Source organism: Streptomyces hebeiensis, assembly GCF_052983195.1.
In genome coordinates this window covers 1,283,247-1,302,449 of the sequence record NZ_CM129812.1, presented here as the reverse complement: position 1 = coordinate 1,302,449, position 19,203 = coordinate 1,283,247, and the positions used below count along the sequence as shown (strand labels likewise).

18 protein-coding genes are annotated in these 19,203 nt (G+C 70.1%); 16 read left to right on the top strand and 2 right to left on the bottom strand.

The window, feature by feature from the left end:
- Positions 1-11: 11 nt before the first annotated feature.
- Entirely contained in the window at positions 12-332 is a 321-nt protein-coding gene (locus ACU6P3_RS05605) for a ferredoxin (protein ID WP_030754530.1), read from the bottom strand.
- 252 nt (positions 333-584) lie between these two features.
- On the opposite strand from ACU6P3_RS05605, the gene arc reads away from it, so the two are divergent.
- From arc to prcA, 5 genes are all read left to right on the top strand, one after another.
- Positions 585-2,351 (top strand): proteasome ATPase, encoded by a 1,767-nt coding sequence (gene arc / locus ACU6P3_RS05600; protein ID WP_030754529.1) that lies wholly within the window; start codon positions 585-587, stop codon positions 2,349-2,351.
- Positions 2,352-2,603: 252 nt separating this feature from the next.
- Entirely contained in the window at positions 2,604-4,115 is a 1,512-nt protein-coding gene (dop, locus tag ACU6P3_RS05595) for a depupylase/deamidase Dop (RefSeq protein WP_344278716.1), read from the top strand.
- A 144-nt stretch (positions 4,116-4,259) separates the two neighbouring features.
- Entirely contained in the window at positions 4,260-4,478 is a 219-nt protein-coding gene (locus ACU6P3_RS05590) for a ubiquitin-like protein Pup (RefSeq protein WP_030754525.1), read from the top strand.
- Between the two features lie 145 nt (positions 4,479-4,623).
- Positions 4,624-5,469 (top strand): proteasome subunit beta, encoded by an 846-nt coding sequence (gene prcB / locus ACU6P3_RS05585; RefSeq protein ID WP_030754523.1) that lies wholly within the window; start codon positions 4,624-4,626, stop codon positions 5,467-5,469.
- Positions 5,470-5,521: 52 nt separating this feature from the next.
- Complete coding sequence (prcA, locus tag ACU6P3_RS05580) at positions 5,522-6,286, top strand: proteasome subunit alpha (RefSeq protein WP_037804598.1); 765 nt, start codon at positions 5,522-5,524, stop codon at positions 6,284-6,286.
- A 69-nt stretch (positions 6,287-6,355) separates the two neighbouring features.
- On the opposite strand, the gene ACU6P3_RS05575 is transcribed toward prcA, so the two are convergent.
- Positions 6,356-7,390 (bottom strand): LacI family DNA-binding transcriptional regulator, encoded by a 1,035-nt coding sequence (locus ACU6P3_RS05575; protein WP_447197775.1) that lies wholly within the window; start codon positions 7,388-7,390, stop codon positions 6,356-6,358.
- 159 nt (positions 7,391-7,549) lie between these two features.
- Between ACU6P3_RS05575 and ACU6P3_RS05570 the strand changes: the two genes are divergently transcribed.
- From ACU6P3_RS05570 to ACU6P3_RS05520, 11 genes are all read left to right on the top strand, one after another.
- Complete coding sequence (locus ACU6P3_RS05570; RefSeq protein WP_447196163.1) at positions 7,550-8,818, top strand: MFS transporter; 1,269 nt, start codon at positions 7,550-7,552, stop codon at positions 8,816-8,818.
- A gap of 9 nt (positions 8,819-8,827) precedes the next feature.
- A complete protein-coding gene (gene pafA / locus ACU6P3_RS05565) occupies positions 8,828-10,189 on the top strand; it encodes a Pup--protein ligase (protein WP_344278699.1) in 1,362 nt (453 codons plus the stop codon).
- Positions 10,190-10,421: 232 nt separating this feature from the next.
- Positions 10,422-11,357, top strand: a complete 936-nt coding sequence (locus tag ACU6P3_RS05560; RefSeq protein WP_447196162.1) for an FKBP-type peptidyl-prolyl cis-trans isomerase — start codon at positions 10,422-10,424, stop codon at positions 11,355-11,357.
- A 43-nt stretch (positions 11,358-11,400) separates the two neighbouring features.
- Positions 11,401-11,775 (top strand): FKBP-type peptidyl-prolyl cis-trans isomerase, encoded by a 375-nt coding sequence (locus ACU6P3_RS05555; protein WP_447196161.1) that lies wholly within the window; start codon positions 11,401-11,403, stop codon positions 11,773-11,775.
- A 186-nt stretch (positions 11,776-11,961) separates the two neighbouring features.
- The gene (locus tag ACU6P3_RS05550) at positions 11,962-12,918 is read left to right on the top strand and encodes a helix-turn-helix transcriptional regulator (RefSeq protein WP_030754507.1); all 957 of its coding nucleotides are present in this window, start codon (positions 11,962-11,964) and stop codon (positions 12,916-12,918) included.
- Between the two features lie 18 nt (positions 12,919-12,936).
- Positions 12,937-14,049 carry a helix-turn-helix transcriptional regulator gene (locus ACU6P3_RS05545; protein ID WP_447196160.1) on the top strand — a complete coding sequence of 371 codons (1,113 nt, stop codon included), beginning with the start codon at positions 12,937-12,939 and terminating at the stop codon, positions 14,047-14,049.
- Positions 14,050-14,081: 32 nt separating this feature from the next.
- Positions 14,082-14,342 (top strand): hypothetical protein, encoded by a 261-nt coding sequence (locus ACU6P3_RS05540; protein WP_447196159.1) that lies wholly within the window; start codon positions 14,082-14,084, stop codon positions 14,340-14,342.
- A 9-nt stretch (positions 14,343-14,351) separates the two neighbouring features.
- Positions 14,352-14,549 (top strand): hypothetical protein, encoded by a 198-nt coding sequence (locus tag ACU6P3_RS05535; protein ID WP_447196158.1) that lies wholly within the window; start codon positions 14,352-14,354, stop codon positions 14,547-14,549.
- Positions 14,550-14,777: 228 nt separating this feature from the next.
- Positions 14,778-15,068, top strand: a complete 291-nt coding sequence (tatA, locus tag ACU6P3_RS05530; protein ID WP_030754498.1) for a Sec-independent protein translocase subunit TatA — start codon at positions 14,778-14,780, stop codon at positions 15,066-15,068.
- A gap of 185 nt (positions 15,069-15,253) precedes the next feature.
- Positions 15,254-16,204 carry a twin-arginine translocase subunit TatC gene (gene tatC / locus ACU6P3_RS05525; protein WP_447196157.1) on the top strand — a complete coding sequence of 317 codons (951 nt, stop codon included), beginning with the start codon at positions 15,254-15,256 and terminating at the stop codon, positions 16,202-16,204.
- 156 nt (positions 16,205-16,360) lie between these two features.
- Positions 16,361-19,189 carry a DEAD/DEAH box helicase gene (locus ACU6P3_RS05520; protein WP_447196156.1) on the top strand — a complete coding sequence of 943 codons (2,829 nt, stop codon included), beginning with the start codon at positions 16,361-16,363 and terminating at the stop codon, positions 19,187-19,189.
- Positions 19,190-19,203: the final 14 nt, after the last annotated feature.

Below are 19,203 nucleotides of genomic sequence, written 5' to 3'. Positions count from 1 at the left end.
CGGGCGGCGGACTACTCCGCGTCGGGACCGTAGACCTCGACCTTGTCCGATACGCGGCGTACGTGGATGCAGTCGCCCGGGCACTCCTTGGCGGAGTCGACGACCTCGGTCAGCAGGGGCAGTGGTACGCGCGTGGTCGCCCCCGGGTCCTGGAGCAGTTCGTCGTCCTCGCTCTTGACGTAGGCCAGACCGTCGATGTCCAGCTCGAAGACCTCGGGCGCGTACTGCGCGCAGATTCCGTCACCGGTGCACAGATCCTGATCGATCCAGACCTCAAGGGGGTCTCCGGTCCCGGTGGCGCCTTCGGCGGGGGCCTCCTGCTGCACGGTCATCTCTCCTGACCTTTCCTGCGTCGTGCGGCGTGGAATGACGTAAGTCATGCCAGCGCTGACGGGTGTTGAACGCTTCGACGATACAACCGGCGGCTTTCCGATGCCGCTGGGTGGGTATTCCCCTGGCGTGAGGGAGAGCGCAAGGGTGAAGATCGGACATACGCCGACAGTCTTTGTGATCTAGGGTTTCAATCATCACCCACCCAGGTAGGGTCAGGAAGCGTCCAGCTCCCCTTGGAGGAGGTGAGGACCGTGGCAGCACACGACGACGACATCAACCGCGGCATCCGGCCGGGGCGGGGGTCTGAAGACCCCGCGGGCCAGGTTGCCTATCTCGAGCAGGAAATCGCCGTCCTGCGACGCAAGCTCGCCGACTCTCCGCGGCACACGAGAATTCTCGAAGAGCGGATCGTCGAGCTGCAGACGAACCTGGCGGGCGTGTCCGCGCAGAACGAGCGGCTCGCCAATACGCTCCGTGAGGCCCGCGACCAGATCGTGGCCCTCAAGGAAGAGGTCGACCGGCTGGCCCAGCCGCCGGCGGGTTTCGGCGTCTTCCTCCAGGCCAACGAGGACGAGACGGCCGACATCTTCACCGGCGGGCGCAAGCTCCGGGTGAACGTCAGCCCCGGCGTCGAGCTCGACGAGCTCAGGCGCGGCCAGGAGGTCATGCTCAACGAGGCGCTCAACGTGGTCGAGGCCATGGCGTACGAGCGCGCCGGGGACATCGTCACCCTGAAGGAGGTCCTGGAGGACGGCGAGCGAGCCCTGGTGATCGGGCACACCGACGAGGAGCGGGTGGTGCGGCTCGCCGAGCCCCTGCTGGACACCACCATCCGCCCCGGCGACGCCCTCCTGCTCGAACCCCGCTCCGGCTACGTCTACGAGGTGGTCCCCAAGAGCGAGGTCGAGGAGCTGGTCCTCGAAGAGGTCCCCGACGTCGACTACGACAAGATCGGCGGTCTGGGCGGCCAGATCGAGATGATCCGCGACGCGGTCGAGCTCCCGTACCTCCACCCGGACCTGTTCAAGGAGCACGAGCTGCGCCCGCCGAAGGGCATCCTGCTCTACGGCCCGCCCGGCTGCGGCAAGACGCTGATCGCCAAGGCGGTCGCCAACTCCCTCGCCAAGAAGGTCGCGGAAGTGACCGGCAGGCCCGCGGGGAAGAGCTACTTCCTGAACATCAAGGGCCCGGAGCTCCTGAACAAGTACGTCGGGGAGACCGAGCGCCACATCCGCCTGGTCTTCCAGCGGGCCCGGGAGAAGGCGAGCGAGGGCACCCCCGTCATCGTCTTCTTCGACGAGATGGAGTCGCTCTTCCGCACCCGTGGCTCCGGTGTGAGCTCGGACGTGGAGAACACGATCGTTCCCCAGCTGCTCGCCGAGATCGACGGCGTGGAGGGCCTGGAGAACGTCATCGTGATCGGCGCGTCCAACCGCGAGGACATGATCGACCCCGCGATCCTGCGGCCCGGCCGGCTCGATGTGAAGATCAAGATCGAGCGTCCGGACGCGGAGGCCGCGAAGGACATCTTCGCGAAGTACCTCACGCCTTCGCTGCCGCTGCACGTGGACGACCTTTCCGAGCACAATGGATCGAAGGAAGCCGCGACGCTGGGCATGATCCAGTCCGTCGTGGAGCAGATGTACGCGGAGTCCGAGGAGAACCGCTTCCTGGAGGTCACCTACGCCAACGGTGACAAGGAAGTTCTCTACTTCAAGGACTTCAACTCCGGCGCGATGATCCAGAACATCGTCGACCGGGCGAAGAAGATGGCCATCAAGGCCTTCCTCGACCACAACCAGAAGGGTCTTCGGGTCTCCCACCTCCTCCAGGCGTGCGTGGACGAGTTCAAGGAGAACGAGGACCTGCCGAACACCACCAACCCGGACGACTGGGCCCGTATCTCCGGCAAGAAGGGCGAGCGGATCGTCTTCATCCGCACCCTGGTGACCGGGAAGCAGGGCGCGGACACCGGGCGCTCCATCGACACGGTGGCGAACACCGGGCAGTACCTGTAGAGCGCGGACCGGCTGCGGGTGTCCGGGAGGGCATCCGCAGCCGGTTGCTTTCCCCGCACCACTCACCCCACGGGCCGACCACCACACCAGGCCAATGACGGAAATGATCTCCCCAGCGGCGCAGAGGCGTTCTAGGCTCTTCCGTACCGCCGCGTCGCGCAGTGCGGGGCCGGGCACCGTACACGCACCGGAGCACCAGCGGTACTTGAGCGCCGCTCCCGGAGGGGAGCGCCGCCGGGCAAGGAGGGCCGCATGACCGTACGGCGAGTAATGGGCATCGAGACGGAGTACGGGATCTCCGTTCCCGGCCACCCGAACGCCAATGCCATGCTCACCTCGTCCCAGATCGTCAACGCCTACGCGGCCGCGATGCACCGGGCGCGGCGCGCGCGCTGGGACTTCGAGGAGGAGAACCCGCTGCGGGACGCCCGCGGCTTCGACCTCGCCCGGGAGACGGCCGACGCCAGTCAGCTCACCGACGAGGACATCGGCCTGGCCAATGTGATCCTCACGAACGGCGCACGGCTGTACGTGGACCATGCCCACCCGGAGTACAGCTCTCCGGAAATCACCAACCCGCGGGACGCGGTCCTCTGGGACAAGGCCGGCGAGCGCGTGATGGCGGAGGCCGCCGAGCGGGCCGCCCAGCTGCCGGGCGCCCAGCCGATCCACCTGTACAAGAACAACACCGACAACAAGGGCGCGTCCTACGGCACGCACGAGAACTACCTGATGAAGCGGGAGACGCCGTTCTCGGACATCGTGCGCCACCTGACGCCGTTCTTCGTCTCCCGCCAGGTGATCACCGGCGCCGGCCGGGTCGGCATCGGCCAGGACGGCCACGAGCACGGCTTCCAGATCAGCCAGCGCGCGGACTACTTCGAGGTCGAGGTGGGTCTGGAGACGACCCTCAAGCGGCCCATCATCAACACCCGCGACGAACCGCACTCGGACGCGGAGAAGTACCGCCGGCTCCACGTGATCATCGGCGACGCGAACCTGTCGGAGATCTCCACCTACCTCAAGCTCGGCACGACCGCGCTCGTCCTGTCCATGATCGAGGACGGCTTCATCAACGTCGACCTGGCCGTGGACCAGCCGGTCCGGACGCTGCACCAGGTCTCGCACGACCCTTCGCTGGCCCAGCTGGTCACGCTCCGCAGCGGCCGGACACTCACCGCGGTGCAGCTTCAGATGGAGTACTACGAGCTGGCCAGGAAGTACGTGGAGGAACGGTACGGCGTCGACGCGGACGAGCAGACCAAGGACGTCCTCGGGCGCTGGGAGGACACGCTGAGCCGGCTGGAGAGCGACCCGATGAGCCTGTCCGGGGAGCTGGACTGGGTCGCCAAGCGGGAGCTCCTGGAGGGCTACCGCCGCCGTGACGGCCTGGACTGGGACGCGGCCCGGCTGCACCTCGTGGACCTCCAGTACGCCGACGTACGGCCCGACAAGGGCCTCTACAACCGGCTGGCGTCCCGCGGCAAGATGCGGCGGCTCCTGGACGAGCAGGACGTCGAGCGGGCCAGGACCCGACCCCCGGAGGACACGCGGGCCTACTTCCGCGGCCGCTGCCTGGAGCAGTATGCGGACGACGTGGCCGCGGCCTCCTGGGACTCGGTCATCTTCGACCTGCCGGGCCGCGACTCGCTGCAACGGGTGCCCACCCTGGAACCGCTGCGGGGGACCCGTAACCACGTCAAGGAACTCCTCGACCGGTGCCGCACCGCCGAGGACCTGGTGCGGGTGCTGTCCGGAGGCTGATCCACGGCTGAAAGGGGCCGGGCCCGGGAATGATCGGGGTGGTGCCCGGACGTTGGGCAAGTACGGGGCCGATGTCCGACCCTCCTTGTAGGGTCGGATCTTGCAGGTCACATCGAGCTGGGCGAACCGAGCGGGGTGAGGGTTATGGCGACCAAGGACACCGGCGGCGGACAGCAGAAGGCGACGCGTTCCACCGAGGAGACCGAGGAGCAGGCGCAGGAGGCGCAGGCGTCCGAGGACCTCAAGGAGCGCCAGGAGAAGCTGTCGGACGACGTGGACTCCGTCCTGGACGAGATCGACGACGTGCTCGAGGAGAACGCCGAGGACTTCGTGAGGTCGTTCGTCCAAAAGGGCGGCCAGTAGCGATGGTTGTCCGCCCTGGTCCGCCCCGGCGAAAGCCCGGGGGACCGGGGCGGATGACGCGCGACGGCGCGGGTAAGGTCCGTGCACAGTTTCGTGAAATCGGCCCGGCCCCAGGGGTGGGCCGCCGCCCACCGGAAGGAAACGTGTGGAAGCCAATCCTCGTAGCACCGGGCGTCTGCCGGCAGCCTTCCTGACGCCCGGCTCGTCCTCGTTCATGGACTTCCTGTCCGACCACTCGCCGGAGCTGCTGCCCGGGAAGCGCACCCTGCCGCCCGTGCAGGGCGCCATCGAGGCGCCGCACGGGACGACGATCGTCGCGGCCTCGTTTCCCGGCGGAGTGGTGCTGGCAGGTGACCGGCGGGCCACGATGGGGAACATGATCGCGCAGCGCGACATCGAGAAGGTCTTCCCGGCCGACGAGTACTCGGCCGTGGGTATCGCGGGCACCGCCGGTCTCGCCGTGGAGATGGTCAAGCTCTTCCAGCTGGAGCTGGAGCACTTCGAGAAGGTCGAAGGGGTGCAGCTCTCCCTGGAGGGCAAGGCCAACCGGCTCTCCACGATGATCCGCAGCAATCTGGCCATGGCCATGCAGGGCCTGGCGGTCGTCCCGCTCTTCGCGGGTTGGGACGTGGACCGGCAGAAGGGCCGCATCTTCTCGTACGACGTGACGGGCGGCCGTTCCGAGGAGCAGGGCTTCGCGTCCACCGGCTCGGGATCGATCTTCGCCCGGGGAGCGATGAAGAAGCTCTTCCGTGAGGACCTGTCGGAGGAGCAGGCCATCACCCTGGTCGTGCAGGCGCTCTATGACGCGGCGGACGACGACTCGGCGACGGGCGGCCCGGACGTGGCCCGCCAGATCTACCCGATCGTCACCGTGATCACCGACGAGGGGTTCCGGAAGCTGGGCGACGACGAGTCCGCCGGGATCGCCCGCTCGATCCTGGAGCGCCGCCTGGAGCAGCCCGACGGCCCACGCGCCGCGCTGCTGTGACGCCGTCCTTTCCCGTATACCGATGCCACTGACAGAAAGGGACGGATAGCCGGTGTCGACGCCGTTCTATGTCTCACCCCAGCAGGCCATGGCCGACCGGGCGGAGTACGCCCGCAAGGGCATTGCCCGTGGCCGGAGCCTGGTCGTGCTCCAGTACGCCGACGGCATCGTGTTCGTCGGCGAGAACCCGTCCCGTGCCCTGCACAAGTTCAGCGAGATCTACGACCGGATCGGCTTCGCGGCCGCCGGGAAGTACAACGAGTACGAGAACCTGCGCATCGGCGGCGTCCGCTACGCCGACCTGCGCGGATACACCTACGACCGGGACGACGTCACGGCCCGGGGGCTGGCCAACGTCTACGCCCAGACTCTGGGCACGATCTTCTCCAGCGCCGGCGAGAAGCCGTACGAGGTGGAGCTGGTCGTCGCCGAGGTCGGGGCCACGCCCGACGGCGACCAGATCTACCGGCTGCCGCACGACGGCTCCATCGTGGACGAGCACGGCTCGGTCGCGGTCGGGGGCAACGCGGAGCAGATCAGCACCTTCCTCGACCAGCGGCACCGCGACGGCATGTCGCTGGCGGAGGCGTTGAAGCTGGCCGTCCAGGCCCTGTCCCGGGACACCAACGGCGGCGAGCGGGAAATCCCCGCCGAGCGCCTGGAGGTCGCGATCCTGGACCGGACGCGGCCGCAGCAGCGCAAGTTCAAGCGCATCGTCGGTCGGCAGCTGGCCCGGTTGCTCGAGGCGGACGGGGCGGCCTCGACCCCGACGGACGCCCCTTCCGACGAGGAGGAGCCGGACGACTCCGAGAAGTAGCGGGAGCCGCCCCTTCAGGGCGGCGACCGCGCCCCGGGCCGTCGACGCACGGCCCGGGGCGCGCCCGTGTCAGGCCGCCTCCGGCGGCGGGGGCGCCGTGGAGGCCCGGAGGACCAGCGTGACCGGGAGAGGGGCGCCCAGGGGCGGGATCCGGCCGTCCAGGACCGTCAGCAGGGCCGTCATGCCGCGCTCGCCCACCCGCTCGGCCGGCAGGCCGACCGTCGTCAGCTCCGGTTCCACCGCCCGCGCCAGCGCCAGGTCGTCGAAGCCGGTGACGGAGACGTCCCGCGGCACCCGCAGGCCGAGCCCGCGCACCGCCTTGCAGGCGCCCGCGGCCAGGACGTCGCCGTCGCAGATCAGCGCGGTGGGCCGGGGGCCGGGACCGGTCAGGGCGCGTTCGGCAGCGGCCCGGCCGGCCTCCACCTCCAGCGGCGCGGACACCGTCGTCAGGGTCGTGTCCGGAGCGGACCGTACGACCTCGGCGATCGCCCGCGCCCGTACGTCGAAGGTCCAGGAGGCGACGGCCGACGCGAGATGGACCAGCCTCCGGTGGCCGAGGTCCAACAGGTGCCGCGTCACCTGGCGCATACCGTCCTCGATGTCCACATTCACCCGTGCGGCGGGTCCCGGCGCCGCCGGGTCGCTGTCGAGCATCACCAGGGGCAGATCCGCGCCGTCGGCACCCCGGAACGCGTCGAGCGCGTCGGCCGCCATCGAGGACGCGATCACCCCGTCCAGCGCGTGCCGGGCCGAGGCGAAGGGGTCGCTGGCCGGGCCCGTTCCGGCCGGGGAGGGGTAGAGGACCACACCGACCCCGTGCTCGGCGGCCACCCCGGCCGCGCCCGTGTAGACGCGGGCGAAGAACTCGTTGGTGAGCGCGGGCACGACCAGCAGAACGGTCCTGGTCCGGCCCAGCCGCAGATTGCGGGCGGCCAGGTTCGGCCGGTAGCCGAGCGTCCGCGCGGCGTCCCGCACCAGGGCCGCGGTCCGCTCCGAGACGCGGCCCCGCCATTTGTCGCCGAGCACGAGGGAGACCGTGGCCTGGGACACGCCCGCGGTCCTGGCCACGTCCCTGCTGGTGGGCCTGGCGGGCCGCTCCGTCATCGCGCCGTACTCCGTCGTGTCGGTCGAACTCGTGCGCCGCGGCGTCATGGTGGACCCGCGGACTGCGCACATGGTACGTATGACCACGGACGTTATACGTAACACGTGAGTGCCGGGGACCACGGCACGGCCGGAGACCACGTGAAGAGGGGGCGGGACATGGCCGCGGGAGCGACCGGTTACGGGGACATCCTCAAGGCGCCGCACGCCGTGCGGCTGCTCGTCGGCACGCTCGTGGGGAGGCTGCCCAACGCCACGGGTCACATCGCGATCGTGATGTTCACCCGCGCCGAAGGCGGCAGTTACACCCTCGCGGGCGCGCTGGCCGCCGTGTACGGCATCGCCACGGCGGTCGGCCAGCCCCTGCTCGGCCGCGCCGTCGACCTCTTCGGCCAGCCCCGGGTGCAGCTCCCGGCGGCCGTGGTCTCCGCGTTCGGCATGGTCCTGCTCACCGTGTCCGGTACGGACGTCCTGGCGCTCGCCTATGCCGCCGTGGCCGTGGCGGGGCTGTTCACGCCCCCGCTGGAGGGCGGGCTGCGGGCGCTGTGGCCGAGCGTCCTCGGCGGCGAGGACCGGGTGCACCGCGCGTACGCGCTGGACGCCGTGGCCCAGGAGGTGATGTTCACACTCGGGCCGCTGCTGGTCACCCTGCTGGTCGCGGTCCAGTCCCCGGCCGCCGCCCTGCTCGTCGTCAACGCGCTCGGCGTGCTCGGCGCGCTCTCCGTCGTCGTGTCCCGTCCGTCGCGAGCCTGGCGCTCCGCGCCCCGCGAGGCGCACTGGCTGGGCGCGCTGCGCTCACCGGGGCTGCTCGCCCTGCTGGCCGCGTTCCTCTTCGTCGGGCTGGCCCTCGGCTCGATCACGGTCGCCGGGGTCGCGTACGCCGACGACCACGGCCGGGAGTCCGTCTACGGCTGGCTGATGGCGGCGCTCGGGCTGGGCGCGCTGGTGGGCGGCGCGGTCTACGGGGCCCGGCAGTGGTCGGACGCCCCCGAGCGCCGGCTGCGTGTCATCGTCGCCCTGCTCGCCCTGTGCTACCTGCCGCTGACGCTCACCCCGGGTGTCGTCGCCATGACCGCTCTGGCCGCCCTCGCGGGGCTCTTCCTGGCGCCCGCGCTCGCCTGCGCCTTCGTCGTCGTGGACCGGCACGCGCCCCGAGGCACCGTCACCGAGGCGTTCTCCTGGCTCGTGACGACCTTCGGTGTGGGCGCGGCCCTGGGAACGGCCGTGGCGGGCCCCGCCGTAGAGCTCGGCGGCACGGCCGCGAGTTTCGCCGTGGCCGGGGCCGGGGGAGTGGCCGCGTTGCTGGTGCTGCTGGTGACACAGGGGGTTCTCGGTGCTCCCGAGCATCCCGCGGACCTGCCGCCCGGAACGGAAAATGATCGAAGCGGGGCGGCCGAACCCGGTTTCAGCTCAGGCCATCAGGCGTAATGTTCAGACATGGACCGCCGCATTTTCGGGCTGGAGAACGAGTACGGCGTCACGTGCACGTTCAGGGGACAGCGCCGACTGTCACCTGACGAAGTGGCGCGCTACCTCTTCCGCCGTGTCGTCTCATGGGGCCGCAGCAGCAATGTCTTCCTGCGGAACGGCGCCCGTCTGTACCTCGACGTGGGCTCACATCCGGAATACGCGACCCCCGAATGTGACAACGTGACCGAGCTGGTCACCCACGACAAGGCCGGCGAGCGCATTCTCGAGGGCTTGCTCGTCGACGCAGAGCGCCGCCTGCACGAGGAGGGAATCGCGGGCGACGTCTATCTCTTCAAGAACAACACCGACTCGGCGGGGAACTCCTACGGCTGCCACGAGAACTATCTGGTGGCCCGGCACGGCGAGTTCTCGCGGCTGGCGGACATCCTGATCCCCTTCCTCGTCACGCGACAGCTGCTCTGCGGAGCCGGCAAGGTGCTCCAGACCCCGCGCGGTGCCGTCTACTGCGTCAGCCAGCGAGCCGAGCACATCTGGGAGGGTGTCAGCTCCGCCACCACCCGCTCACGGCCGATCATCAACACCCGCGACGAACCGCACGCCGACGCGGAGCGCTACCGCCGCCTGCACGTCATCGTCGGCGACTCGAACATGTCCGAGACGACCATGCTGCTCAAGGTCGGCGCCACGGATCTCGTGCTCCGGATGATCGAGGCGGGCACGGTCATGCGCGACCTCACGCTGGAGAATCCGATCCGCGCCATCCGCGAGGTCAGCCATGACCTGACGGGGCGGCGCAAGGTACGCCTGGCGAGCGGCCGGGAGGCCTCCGCCCTGGAGGTCCAGCGGGAGTACTACGAGAAGGCGGTGGACTTCGTCGAGCGCCGGGGCATCCGCACCGGCACCGTCGAGAAGGTCCTGGAACTGTGGGGCCGCACGCTCGACGCGATCGAGCAGGAGGATCTCGACCGTATCGCCACCGAGATCGACTGGGTGATGAAATACCAGCTCATCGAGCGGTACCGCGCCAAGCACAACATGACCATGTCGCATCCGAGGGTCGCGCAGATAGACCTCGCCTACCACGACATCCACCGTCGCCGCGGCCTGTATTACCTGCTGGAGAAAAAGGGGCAGGCCACCCGCATCTGCAATGACCTGAAGATCTTCGAGGGGAAGTCGGTTCCCCCGCAGACCACACGGGCGCGGCTGCGCGGCGATTTCATCCGCCGCGCCCAGGAACAGCGGCGGGACTTCACCGTCGACTGGGTGCACCTCAAACTCAATGACCAGGCACAGCGCACGGTGCTCTGCAAGGACCCGTTCCGTTCGGTGGACGACCGGGTGGAGAAACTGATCGCCGGTATGTGAGCCGGTGAAGCGGTGGATCCGGTGAACGGGCGGCGCACGGGGCGGTGAACGATCGGCGCGCGCGGGCCGTGAATGAGCGGCCGGGCGAGCCGGCACGGGACACCGCCCTCCCGACCGGAACGTGACACGCATTGGTGGAATGCGGCCAGGGCCCCGTCGTATCGCGGACGGGGCCCTCGTCACGCCCTAGAGTGGCGGGCGACTACTGTGCCGTCTGAGATCTGAGGAACACGTGCGCCGACTTGCCGGCCTGATCGTCGTCCCCTTGCTGCTGCTGTCGACAGCGGCCTGCGGTGACGAGAAGGGCTCCGAATCCACCTCGTCCAAGAGCGGACTCCCCGCCGTCACCGCGGGCGAGAAGTTCGGTGAGAAACCGACCCTCGACAAGGGGGAGGGGAACCCGCCGAAGAAGCTGACGGTCGACGTCCTCAAGAAGGGCGACGGCGCCACGGTCAAGAGCGGCGATGCCGTCCAGGTCAACTACCTGGGCCAGAGCTGGGACTCCGTCAAGCCGTTCGACAACAGCTTCGACCGCAAGCAGCCGTTCGACCTGACCCTCGGCGCCGGCATGGTCATCAAGGGCTGGGACCAGGGCCTGGAGGGCCAGAAGGTCGGCAGCCGGGTCGAGCTGGGCATCCCCCCGGAGCTCGGCTACGGCTCCCAGGGGCAGGGCGACATCAAGCCCAACGCCACGCTCGTGTTCGTCGTCGACATCCTGAAGTCGACCCAGGTCCCCAAGTCCGCCAAGGGCACCGAGGTCCCGCAGAACGACGCCGCCCTGCCGAAGGTCGGGACGAACACCGACGGCAAGGAGCCGGAGGTGACGATCCCGAAGGCCGACCCGCCGAAGAAGCTGGTCTCGAACTACGTGCTGGAGGGCACGGGCGAGCCGGTCAAGGCGACGGACACGGTCGTCCTCAACTACACGGCGTACATCTGGAACGACCGCAAGCAGTTCGACAGCACGTACAAGACGGGCCGTACGGCCACCTTCCCGCTGCCGCAGCTGACCCTGAAGGGTCTCAAGGCCGGCGTCGTGGACAAGAAGGTGGGCAGCAGGGTGCTCCTGGTGCTCCCGCCCGACCAGGCGTTCGGCGACCAGGAGCAGCAGGGCATTCCGAAGAACTCCACACTGGTGTTCGCGGTGGACATCCTTGCGAAGGTGTAAGACTGTCCCGGTTGCCCCGTTCATCATTTAGAGGAGCAGTTCAGTGAGCATCGACAAGCCCGAGGTCGACTTCCCGGGCGGCGAACCGCCGGCCGATCTGGAGATCAAGGACATCACCGAGGGCACCGGCCCGGAGGCCAAGGCGGGCGACACCGTCTCCGTCCACTATGTGGGCGTCTCCTTCTCCACCGGCGAGGAGTTCGACGCGTCCTGGAACCGGGGCACGCCGCTCCAGTTCCAGCTGGGCGCCGGCCAGGTCATCCCTGGCTGGGACCGGGGCGTGCAGGGGATGAAGGTCGGCGGTCGGCGCCAGCTGACCATCCCGGCGCACCTCGCGTACGGCGACCGCGGCGCGGGTGGCGGCCGGATCGCGCCGGGCGAGACGCTGATCTTCGTCTGTGACCTGGTCTCCGTCTGACCGGACCGTCGGACCTCCGAGGGCCTCCGCCGGCCGGCGGAGGCCCTCGAGTCCTTCCGGACGCCGGGTACGTACGCGGGCCGGGGCCGGGCGCGTGTACGAGGGGCTCGGCTTTTGCCGCGACACCCCGGGGCGGTACGGTCAGGCGGGCGGGTGCGGCACGATCAAGTGGGGTGTAGGGCGTCGATGGCGATTGCCAAGGCCGAGCGGCTGATGAACCTTGCGCTGTGTCTGCTGGGCACCCGGCGCCCCCTCAGCAAGCGCGAGCTGCGCGGCTCCATCGAGGCGTACCTGGAGGCCGGCGGTGACGACTCGTTCAACCGTATGTTCGAGCGGGACAAAGAGGACCTGCGCGAACTCGGCCTGATCATCGACACGGTGGAGAACCTCGACGGCGAGACCGGGTACCTCGCCCGCCGCGACAGCAACCGGCTGCCCGCCATCACGCTCGACGCCGAGGAGGCCGCCGCCCTCGGCCTGGCGGCCAAGGTCTGGCAGCAGGCCCGGCTGGCCGGCGCCGCCAGCGGCGCCCTCCAGAAACTGCGCGCCGCCGGGATGCCGGAGGCGGAGGACGCGTACGAGGTCCACCACAGCGCCCTCGAGCCGCGGATCCCCGTCCACGAGGCCGCCTTCGAACCGCTGATGCTCGCCTGCCGTGACCGGCGCCCCGTCGTCTTCGACTACCGCAAGGCCAACGCCGCCCGGCCCGAGCAGCGCCACGTGGAGCCCTGGACCCTGGAGTGCTGGCGGGGCCACTGGTACCTCGCCGGGTGGGACCGGGACCGGGGCGCCGAGCGCGTCTTCCGGCTCTCCCGGATCACCGGCAGGGTCCGCTCCCGCGCCGGGGTCTTCAGCGCGCCCGTACCCGATGTCGTCACGGTACGGGAGACCGTGGAGAGCTGGGCGGGGGAGAGCGCCACCCGCTCCGCGCTGATCAAGCTGCGCTCCGGCTGCGGCTACCCGCTGCGCGCCAAGGCGCTCTCGTCGCGGGCGCTGGGCGACGGCTGGGACGAGCTGGAGATCCCCTACGGCCACGGCCTGGACGCCTGGCTGGTGGAGTTCGGCCCGGACGTGGTCGTAGTGGAACCCGCGGACCTGCGGGCCGATGTGGTGGAGCGGCTGCGCGCCGTGGCCAAGGGCTGAGGGGGCTCGCAACACACCATGGCAGTCAACGCGATCGACCAGACCCGCAGGATGCTCTCGCTGGTGACGTACCTGCGGGAGCGGCCGGGCGCCCATGTCAGCGATGTGGCCCGCGCCTTCGGGATCAGCGAGGACGAGCTGATCTCGGACCTCGACGTCCTGCCCATGTGCGGGACCAGCTTCCGGGGCGGTGACCTGCTCGACATCGACACCGACGGCGACCGCATCTGGTGGCACAACCCGGACGACGTCGCCGAGCCGCTGCGGCTCGCCGCCGACGAGGCGACGGCGCTGCTGGTCGCGGCCCGCGCCGTCGCCACCCTGCCGGGGCTGCGCGAGGGGGACCGGCAGGCGCTGCTGCGCGCCACCGCGAAGCTGGAGAACGCGGCCGGGGAGGCCGCCGGGGCCAGCTCCCGCCTCTCGGTGACCTTCGAGGCCGAGGGCGGGGTGTTCGCGGAGGTCGACCGGGCCATCTCGGAGCGGCGCCGGCTGTGGCTGCGCTACTACTCGCCGGCGCGGGACGAGCTGACGGAGCGCGAGGTCGACCCGATCCGGCTGTTCGCCGTGGGACGCACCTATATGGAGGCGTGGTGCCGGCTCTCCGAGGACCGGCGTACGTTCCGGCTCGACCGGGTCGCGGCGATCCGGCTGCTCGACGAGCCGGCCGCGCCGCCGGAGCTGGAGCTCAGGGACCTGTCGGAGGGGCTGGTGCAGCCGTCGGCAGAGGACCCCGAGGTGGTGGTGGAGGTCGGGCCGGGCGGCCGCTGGGTCGCCGAGTACTACGCGCACGACAGCGCGGTCGAACTCCCCGACGGCGGGCTCCGGATCACGCTGCGCGCCTCCGCGCCTGCTCTGCTGCGCAGGCTCGCGCTGCGGCTCGGCGCGGACGGACGGATCCTCTCCCCGCCGGAACTGGCGGAAAGCGCCCGGCTGGCGGCCGTCGACGCGCTCGCGGCCTATGAGGTCCAGGACGGCTCCGACGGCTATGACGGCCGCGGCCCCGACGGCCGCGGCCCCGACGGCCGCGGCCCCGACGGCCGCGGCCCCGACGGCCGCGGCCCCGACGGCCGCGGCCCCGACGGCCACGGCTACGACGGCCACGGCTACGACGGCCACGACGGCTCCGAGTGAACGGCCGCTGAGGACAAGGAGAGCCAGGGAATATGTCGATGATGTCCGATGTGTCCGGTTTCTCGGTCATTACTCCTGTCCTCTTCAAGGCGGCCTGCCCCGAGTGCAGAGCCTGCTTCGAACTCTCCGCCGGGGCGCTGCGGCTGGCCATCGGCGCCAGCCGGAGCACCACGTTCTACACGTTCACCTGCCCCGAGTGCGAAGCACCGGTACGCAAGCCGGCGGGGGAGCGCATCATCGAACTCCTCACCGGCGGCGGGGTGCGGACGCTGCGCCTTCACTCCACGGTCTAGGCTCTGCCCATGTTCTGGCCCATGCTCGCCCTCGCCCTGGGGTTCTGCGGGATCGCCGTGCTCGGCGTGCTCGCGATCCGCGTCTTCATCGAGGCCCAGCGGCTCGGCCGCCAGGTGGCCGCCACCACGGACCGGATCAACCGGGTCGCCGAGGACCTGGAGCGGTCGGCCACCCGGTTGGCGGCGACGGGGGACGCGCTGCGCTGAGGGCGGCGTCAGAGGAGGGGGCGGCGGCGCTCTCCTCCGGAAAGCCAACGGCGGGTACCCTGATGATCGTGGCCTGACGAGGGGCCGCCGGACGCCGCCGGGAGTACGCACAGGGATTGCCTCACGTTTACCCCTGCGGGTTACGATCGCGGTCGGCACCAATGCCGGGCGTGGGTCCGGTGTGTACGGGAAGCCCCACCCGCCGTCTCAGTGAGAAGGAAGTCCCACATGATCGGCAACCTGAAGCCGCTCGAGATCGTTCTGATCATCGCCGTCATCCTGCTGCTGTTCGGCGCCAAGAAGCTTCCCGACATGGCGCGTTCGCTCGGCAAGTCGGCCCGGATCCTCAAGAGCGAGGCCAAGGCCATGAAGAAGGACGACGAGAAGTCGGCCCCCGCCGGCGAGCAGCCCGCCGACACGAGCGCCCAGCAGGCCACGCACCGTACGATCCAGGCGTCCCCCGGCGACGTGACCAGCTCCCGCCCGGTCGGCGAGCCGAACCGCACCGCGCAGAGCTGACCCGGGCCGCTCGGACGGTCGGGACCGGTGTACGGTCCTGAGCCGATGGGGCGTCGGACCGGAAGGCCGAGGCCCTGCCCGAAAAGCCGGACGCCTGCGCGGCGCGAGCCCTGGCCGGCTGCGGCCCGGGCCGATGTGCTGACGTAGTTCACTGACGGCCGTTGTTGACGAGACGAGGACGTGGGTTGCTCAAGTCTGCCCCGAAGCAGGAGAAGGACGCCGAGGGGCGCATGCCTCTCGCGGAGCACCTGCGTGAACTGCGAAATCGCCTGCTGAAGTCGGTGCTGGCGATCTTGGTCATCACGATCATCGCGGCATTCTTCTACAAGGAATTGATCGCTTTCCTGATGGACCCCATTCTTCACTCGGTGGGGTGCGTCGACGGCTCCTTGAAACAGAAGAACGGTGAGCCATGCGCGGACATGACCGTGAACGGTCTCATCTCGCCCTTCTCCATCGCGCTCAAGGTTTCCCTGGTGGCCGGCCTGGTGTTGGCGGCGCCGGTCTGGCTCTATCAACTTTGGGGCTTCCTCGCGCCAGGTCTGCACAGCCACGAGAAGAAGTACGCGATGTCCTTCGTGGGCGTGGGGGCCCCGCTCTTCCTGGCGGGGGCCGTCCTTGCGTACAAGATCCTTCCGCAGACCGCGACGGTCCTCCTCGGCTTCACCCCCGAGAACGCCCGCAACCTGCTGCCACTGGACGAGTACCTCGACCTCATCGTGCGGATGGTCATCGTCTTCGGGCTGGCCTTCGAGCTGCCCCTGCTGCTCGTGCTGCTCAACTTCACCGGCATACTGTCCGCGAAGCGGCTCGCCGGCTGGTGGCGCGGGTTCGTGCTGGGCATCACGATCTTCTCCGCGTTCGCCACGCCGACCGGTGACCCGCTGACGATGCTGTCACTGGCCGCGCCCATCGTCGTGCTCTACTTCGCGGCGCTCGGCGTGTGCCTCATCAACGACCGCCGACGCCGGCGCAACAACCCGGACGCGGATCTGGACGACGACGAGGCCTCGGACCTGGACCTGACCCCCGAGAGCGTCGGCCCGATCGAGTCGGTCTCCCCGCCGCCCGCCCTCCCCGGACAGTCCGACGGCGGCCGGTCGAACCGGCTGAACGGCTACGACGACATCACCTGACGCGCGAGGTCTGCCGAAGACCGGCCCCGGGGTGGACCTTCCTCCACGCCGGGGCCGGTGTGGTTCGCAGGTGCCCGGTGCGGTTCGCAGGTGCGTTCCAAGCCCGGCTAAAGATCGTGCTGATTGTCAGAGGTGCCGGGTAGGCTCGACCGCAAGATGACAGAGGACCTCTCACCAGCCGAGCGGTACGCCGCAGCCCGGATCCGCGCCGCCGAGCAGGCCACGGCGCTGTATTCGTTCCGGGAGATGTACGAATTCGGCCTGGATCCCTTTCAGGTCGAGGCGTGCCAGGCCCTGGAAGCCGGCAAGGGCGTGCTGGTGGCGGCGCCCACCGGCTCGGGGAAGACGATCGTCGGCGAGTTCGCCGTCCACCTGGCTCTGGCCGAGGGCCGTAAATGCTTCTACACGACGCCGATCAAGGCACTCTCCAACCAGAAGTACGCCGACCTGGCCAAGCGCTACGGGGCCGACAAGGTCGGCCTGCTGACCGGGGACAACAGTGTCAACGCGGACGCTCCCGTGGTCGTCATGACCACCGAGGTGCTCCGCAACATGCTGTACGCGGGCTCGCAGGCACTGCTCGGGCTCGGTTATGTGGTCATGGACGAGGTGCACTACCTCTCGGACCGTTTCCGGGGCGCCGTCTGGGAAGAGGTGATCATCCACCTGCCCGAGTCGGTCACCCTGGTGTCGCTCTCCGCGACGGTTTCGAACGCGGAGGAGTTCGGTGACTGGCTGGACACGGTCCGCGGCCACACCGAGGTGATCGTCTCCGAGCACCGGCCCGTGCCGCTCTGGCAGCATGTGCTGGCCGGCCGCCGGATGTACGACCTCTTCGAGGAGGAGACCGACCACGGGGGCCGCGGGGGCGCCCGGCGGGAGGTGAACCCCGACCTGGTCCGGCTGGCCCGGATGGAGAACCAGCGCACGTTCAACCCGCGCGAGCGACGGCGCGGCAAGATGCTCCGGGAGGCGGACCGGGAGCGGGAGCGCCGTCAGCGCAGCCGGATCTGGACGCCCTCGCGGCCGGAGGTCATCGACCGCCTCGACGCCGAGGGGCTGCTGCCCGCGATCACCTTCATCTTCAGCCGGGCCGGCTGTGAGGCCGCCGTTCAGCAGTGCCTCTACGCGGGCCTGCGGCTCAACGACGAGGACGCCCGGCGCCGGGTGCGTGAGCTGGTCGAGGAGCGCACGGCCTCCATCCCCCATGAGGATCTCCACGTCCTCGGCTACTACGAATGGCTCGAAGGGCTGGAGCGGGGCATCGCCGCGCACCACGCCGGGATGCTGCCGACCTTCAAGGAGGTGGTGGAGGAGCTGTTCGTCCGAGGGCTGGTCAAGGCGGTCTTCGCCACCGAGACCCTGGCGCTCGGCATCAACATGCCGGCCAGGTCCGTGGTCCTGGAGAAGCTCGTCAAGTGGAACGGCGAGCAGCACGCCGACATCACTCCCGGCGAGTACACCCAGCTGACCGGGCGCGCGGGCCGCCGGGGCATCGATGTGGAGGGCCATGCCGTGGTCCTCTGGCAGCGCGGTATGGATCCGGGCGCGCTGGCCGGGCTGGCCGGCACCCGGACGTATCCCCTGCGCTCCAGCTTCCGGCCGTCGTACAACATGGCGGTCAATCTCGTCCAGCAGTTCGGCCGGCACCGCTCGCGTGAGCTGCTGGAGACGTCGTTCGCGCAGTTCCAGGCGGACAAGTCCGTCGTCGGGATCTCGCGCCAGGTCCAGAAGAACGAGGAGGGACTCGAGGGCTACCGCGCGGGCATGACCTGCCACCTCGGGGACTTCGAGGAGTACGCGCGGCTGCGCCGCGACCTCAAGGACCGCGAGACCGAGCTGGCCAAGCAGGGCGCCGCCCAGCGCAGGGCCGCCGCGGCGGCGTCGCTGGAGAAGCTCAAGCCGGGTGACGTCATCCACGTGCCGACCGGGAAGTTCGCGGGTCTGGCGCTGGTCCTGGACCCGGGCCTGCCCGCCGGCCGGGCCAACGGACACCGCGGGTTCGAGTACCAGGACGGTCCGCGCCCGCTCGTGCTGACGGCGGAGCGTCAGGTCAAGCGGCTGGCGTCGATCGACTTCCCGGTGCCCGTGGAGGCGCTGGAGCGGATGCGGATCCCGAAGTCCTTCAACCCGCGCTCACCGCAGTCCCGCCGGGACCTGGCGTCCGCGCTGCGCACGAAGGTCGGGCACGTCGTGCCCGACCGGCACCGCAAGCAGCGCGGGCCCGCCGCGGACGACCGGGAGATCGCCCGGCTGCGGACGGCGCTGCGCGCCCACCCCTGCCACGGCTGTGACGAGCGCGAGGACCATGCCCGCTGGGCGGAGCGCTACCACCGCCTCAAGCGGGACACGCACCAGCTGGAGCGCCGGATCGAGGGGCGGACGAACACGATCGCCCGCACCTTCGACCGGATCGTCGCGCTCCTGACGGAGCTCGACTACCTGCGCGGCGACGAGGTGACCGAGCACGGCAGGCGGCTGGCCCGGCTCTACGGGGAGCTGGACCTGCTGGCCAGCGAGTGCCTGCGCGACCAGGTGTGGGAGGGGCTCACCCCGGCCGAGCTCGCCGCGTGCGTCTCCGCGCTGGTGTACGAGGCGCGGCAGGCCGACGACGCGGTGGCGCCCAAGCTGCCCTCGGGTGCGGCGAAGCGGGCGCTGGGCGAGATGGTGCGCATCTGGGGCCGGCTGGACGCCCTGGAGGAGGACCTGAAGATCAACCAGGCGGAGGGCGTCGGCCAGCGCGAGCCCGATCTGGGCTTCGCCTGGGCGGTCTACATGTGGGCCTCGGGCAAGGGCCTGGACGAGGTGCTGCGCGAGGCGGAGATGCCGGCCGGGGACTTCGTGCGCTGGTGCAAGCAGGTCATCGACGTGCTCGGCCAGATCGCGGCGGCCGCGCCGCGCGAGCACAGCACGGTCGCGAAGAACGCCCGGAAGGCGGTCGACGCGGTGCTGCGCGGGGTGGTGGCGTACAGCTCCCTGGGCTGACCCGGCCGGCCGAC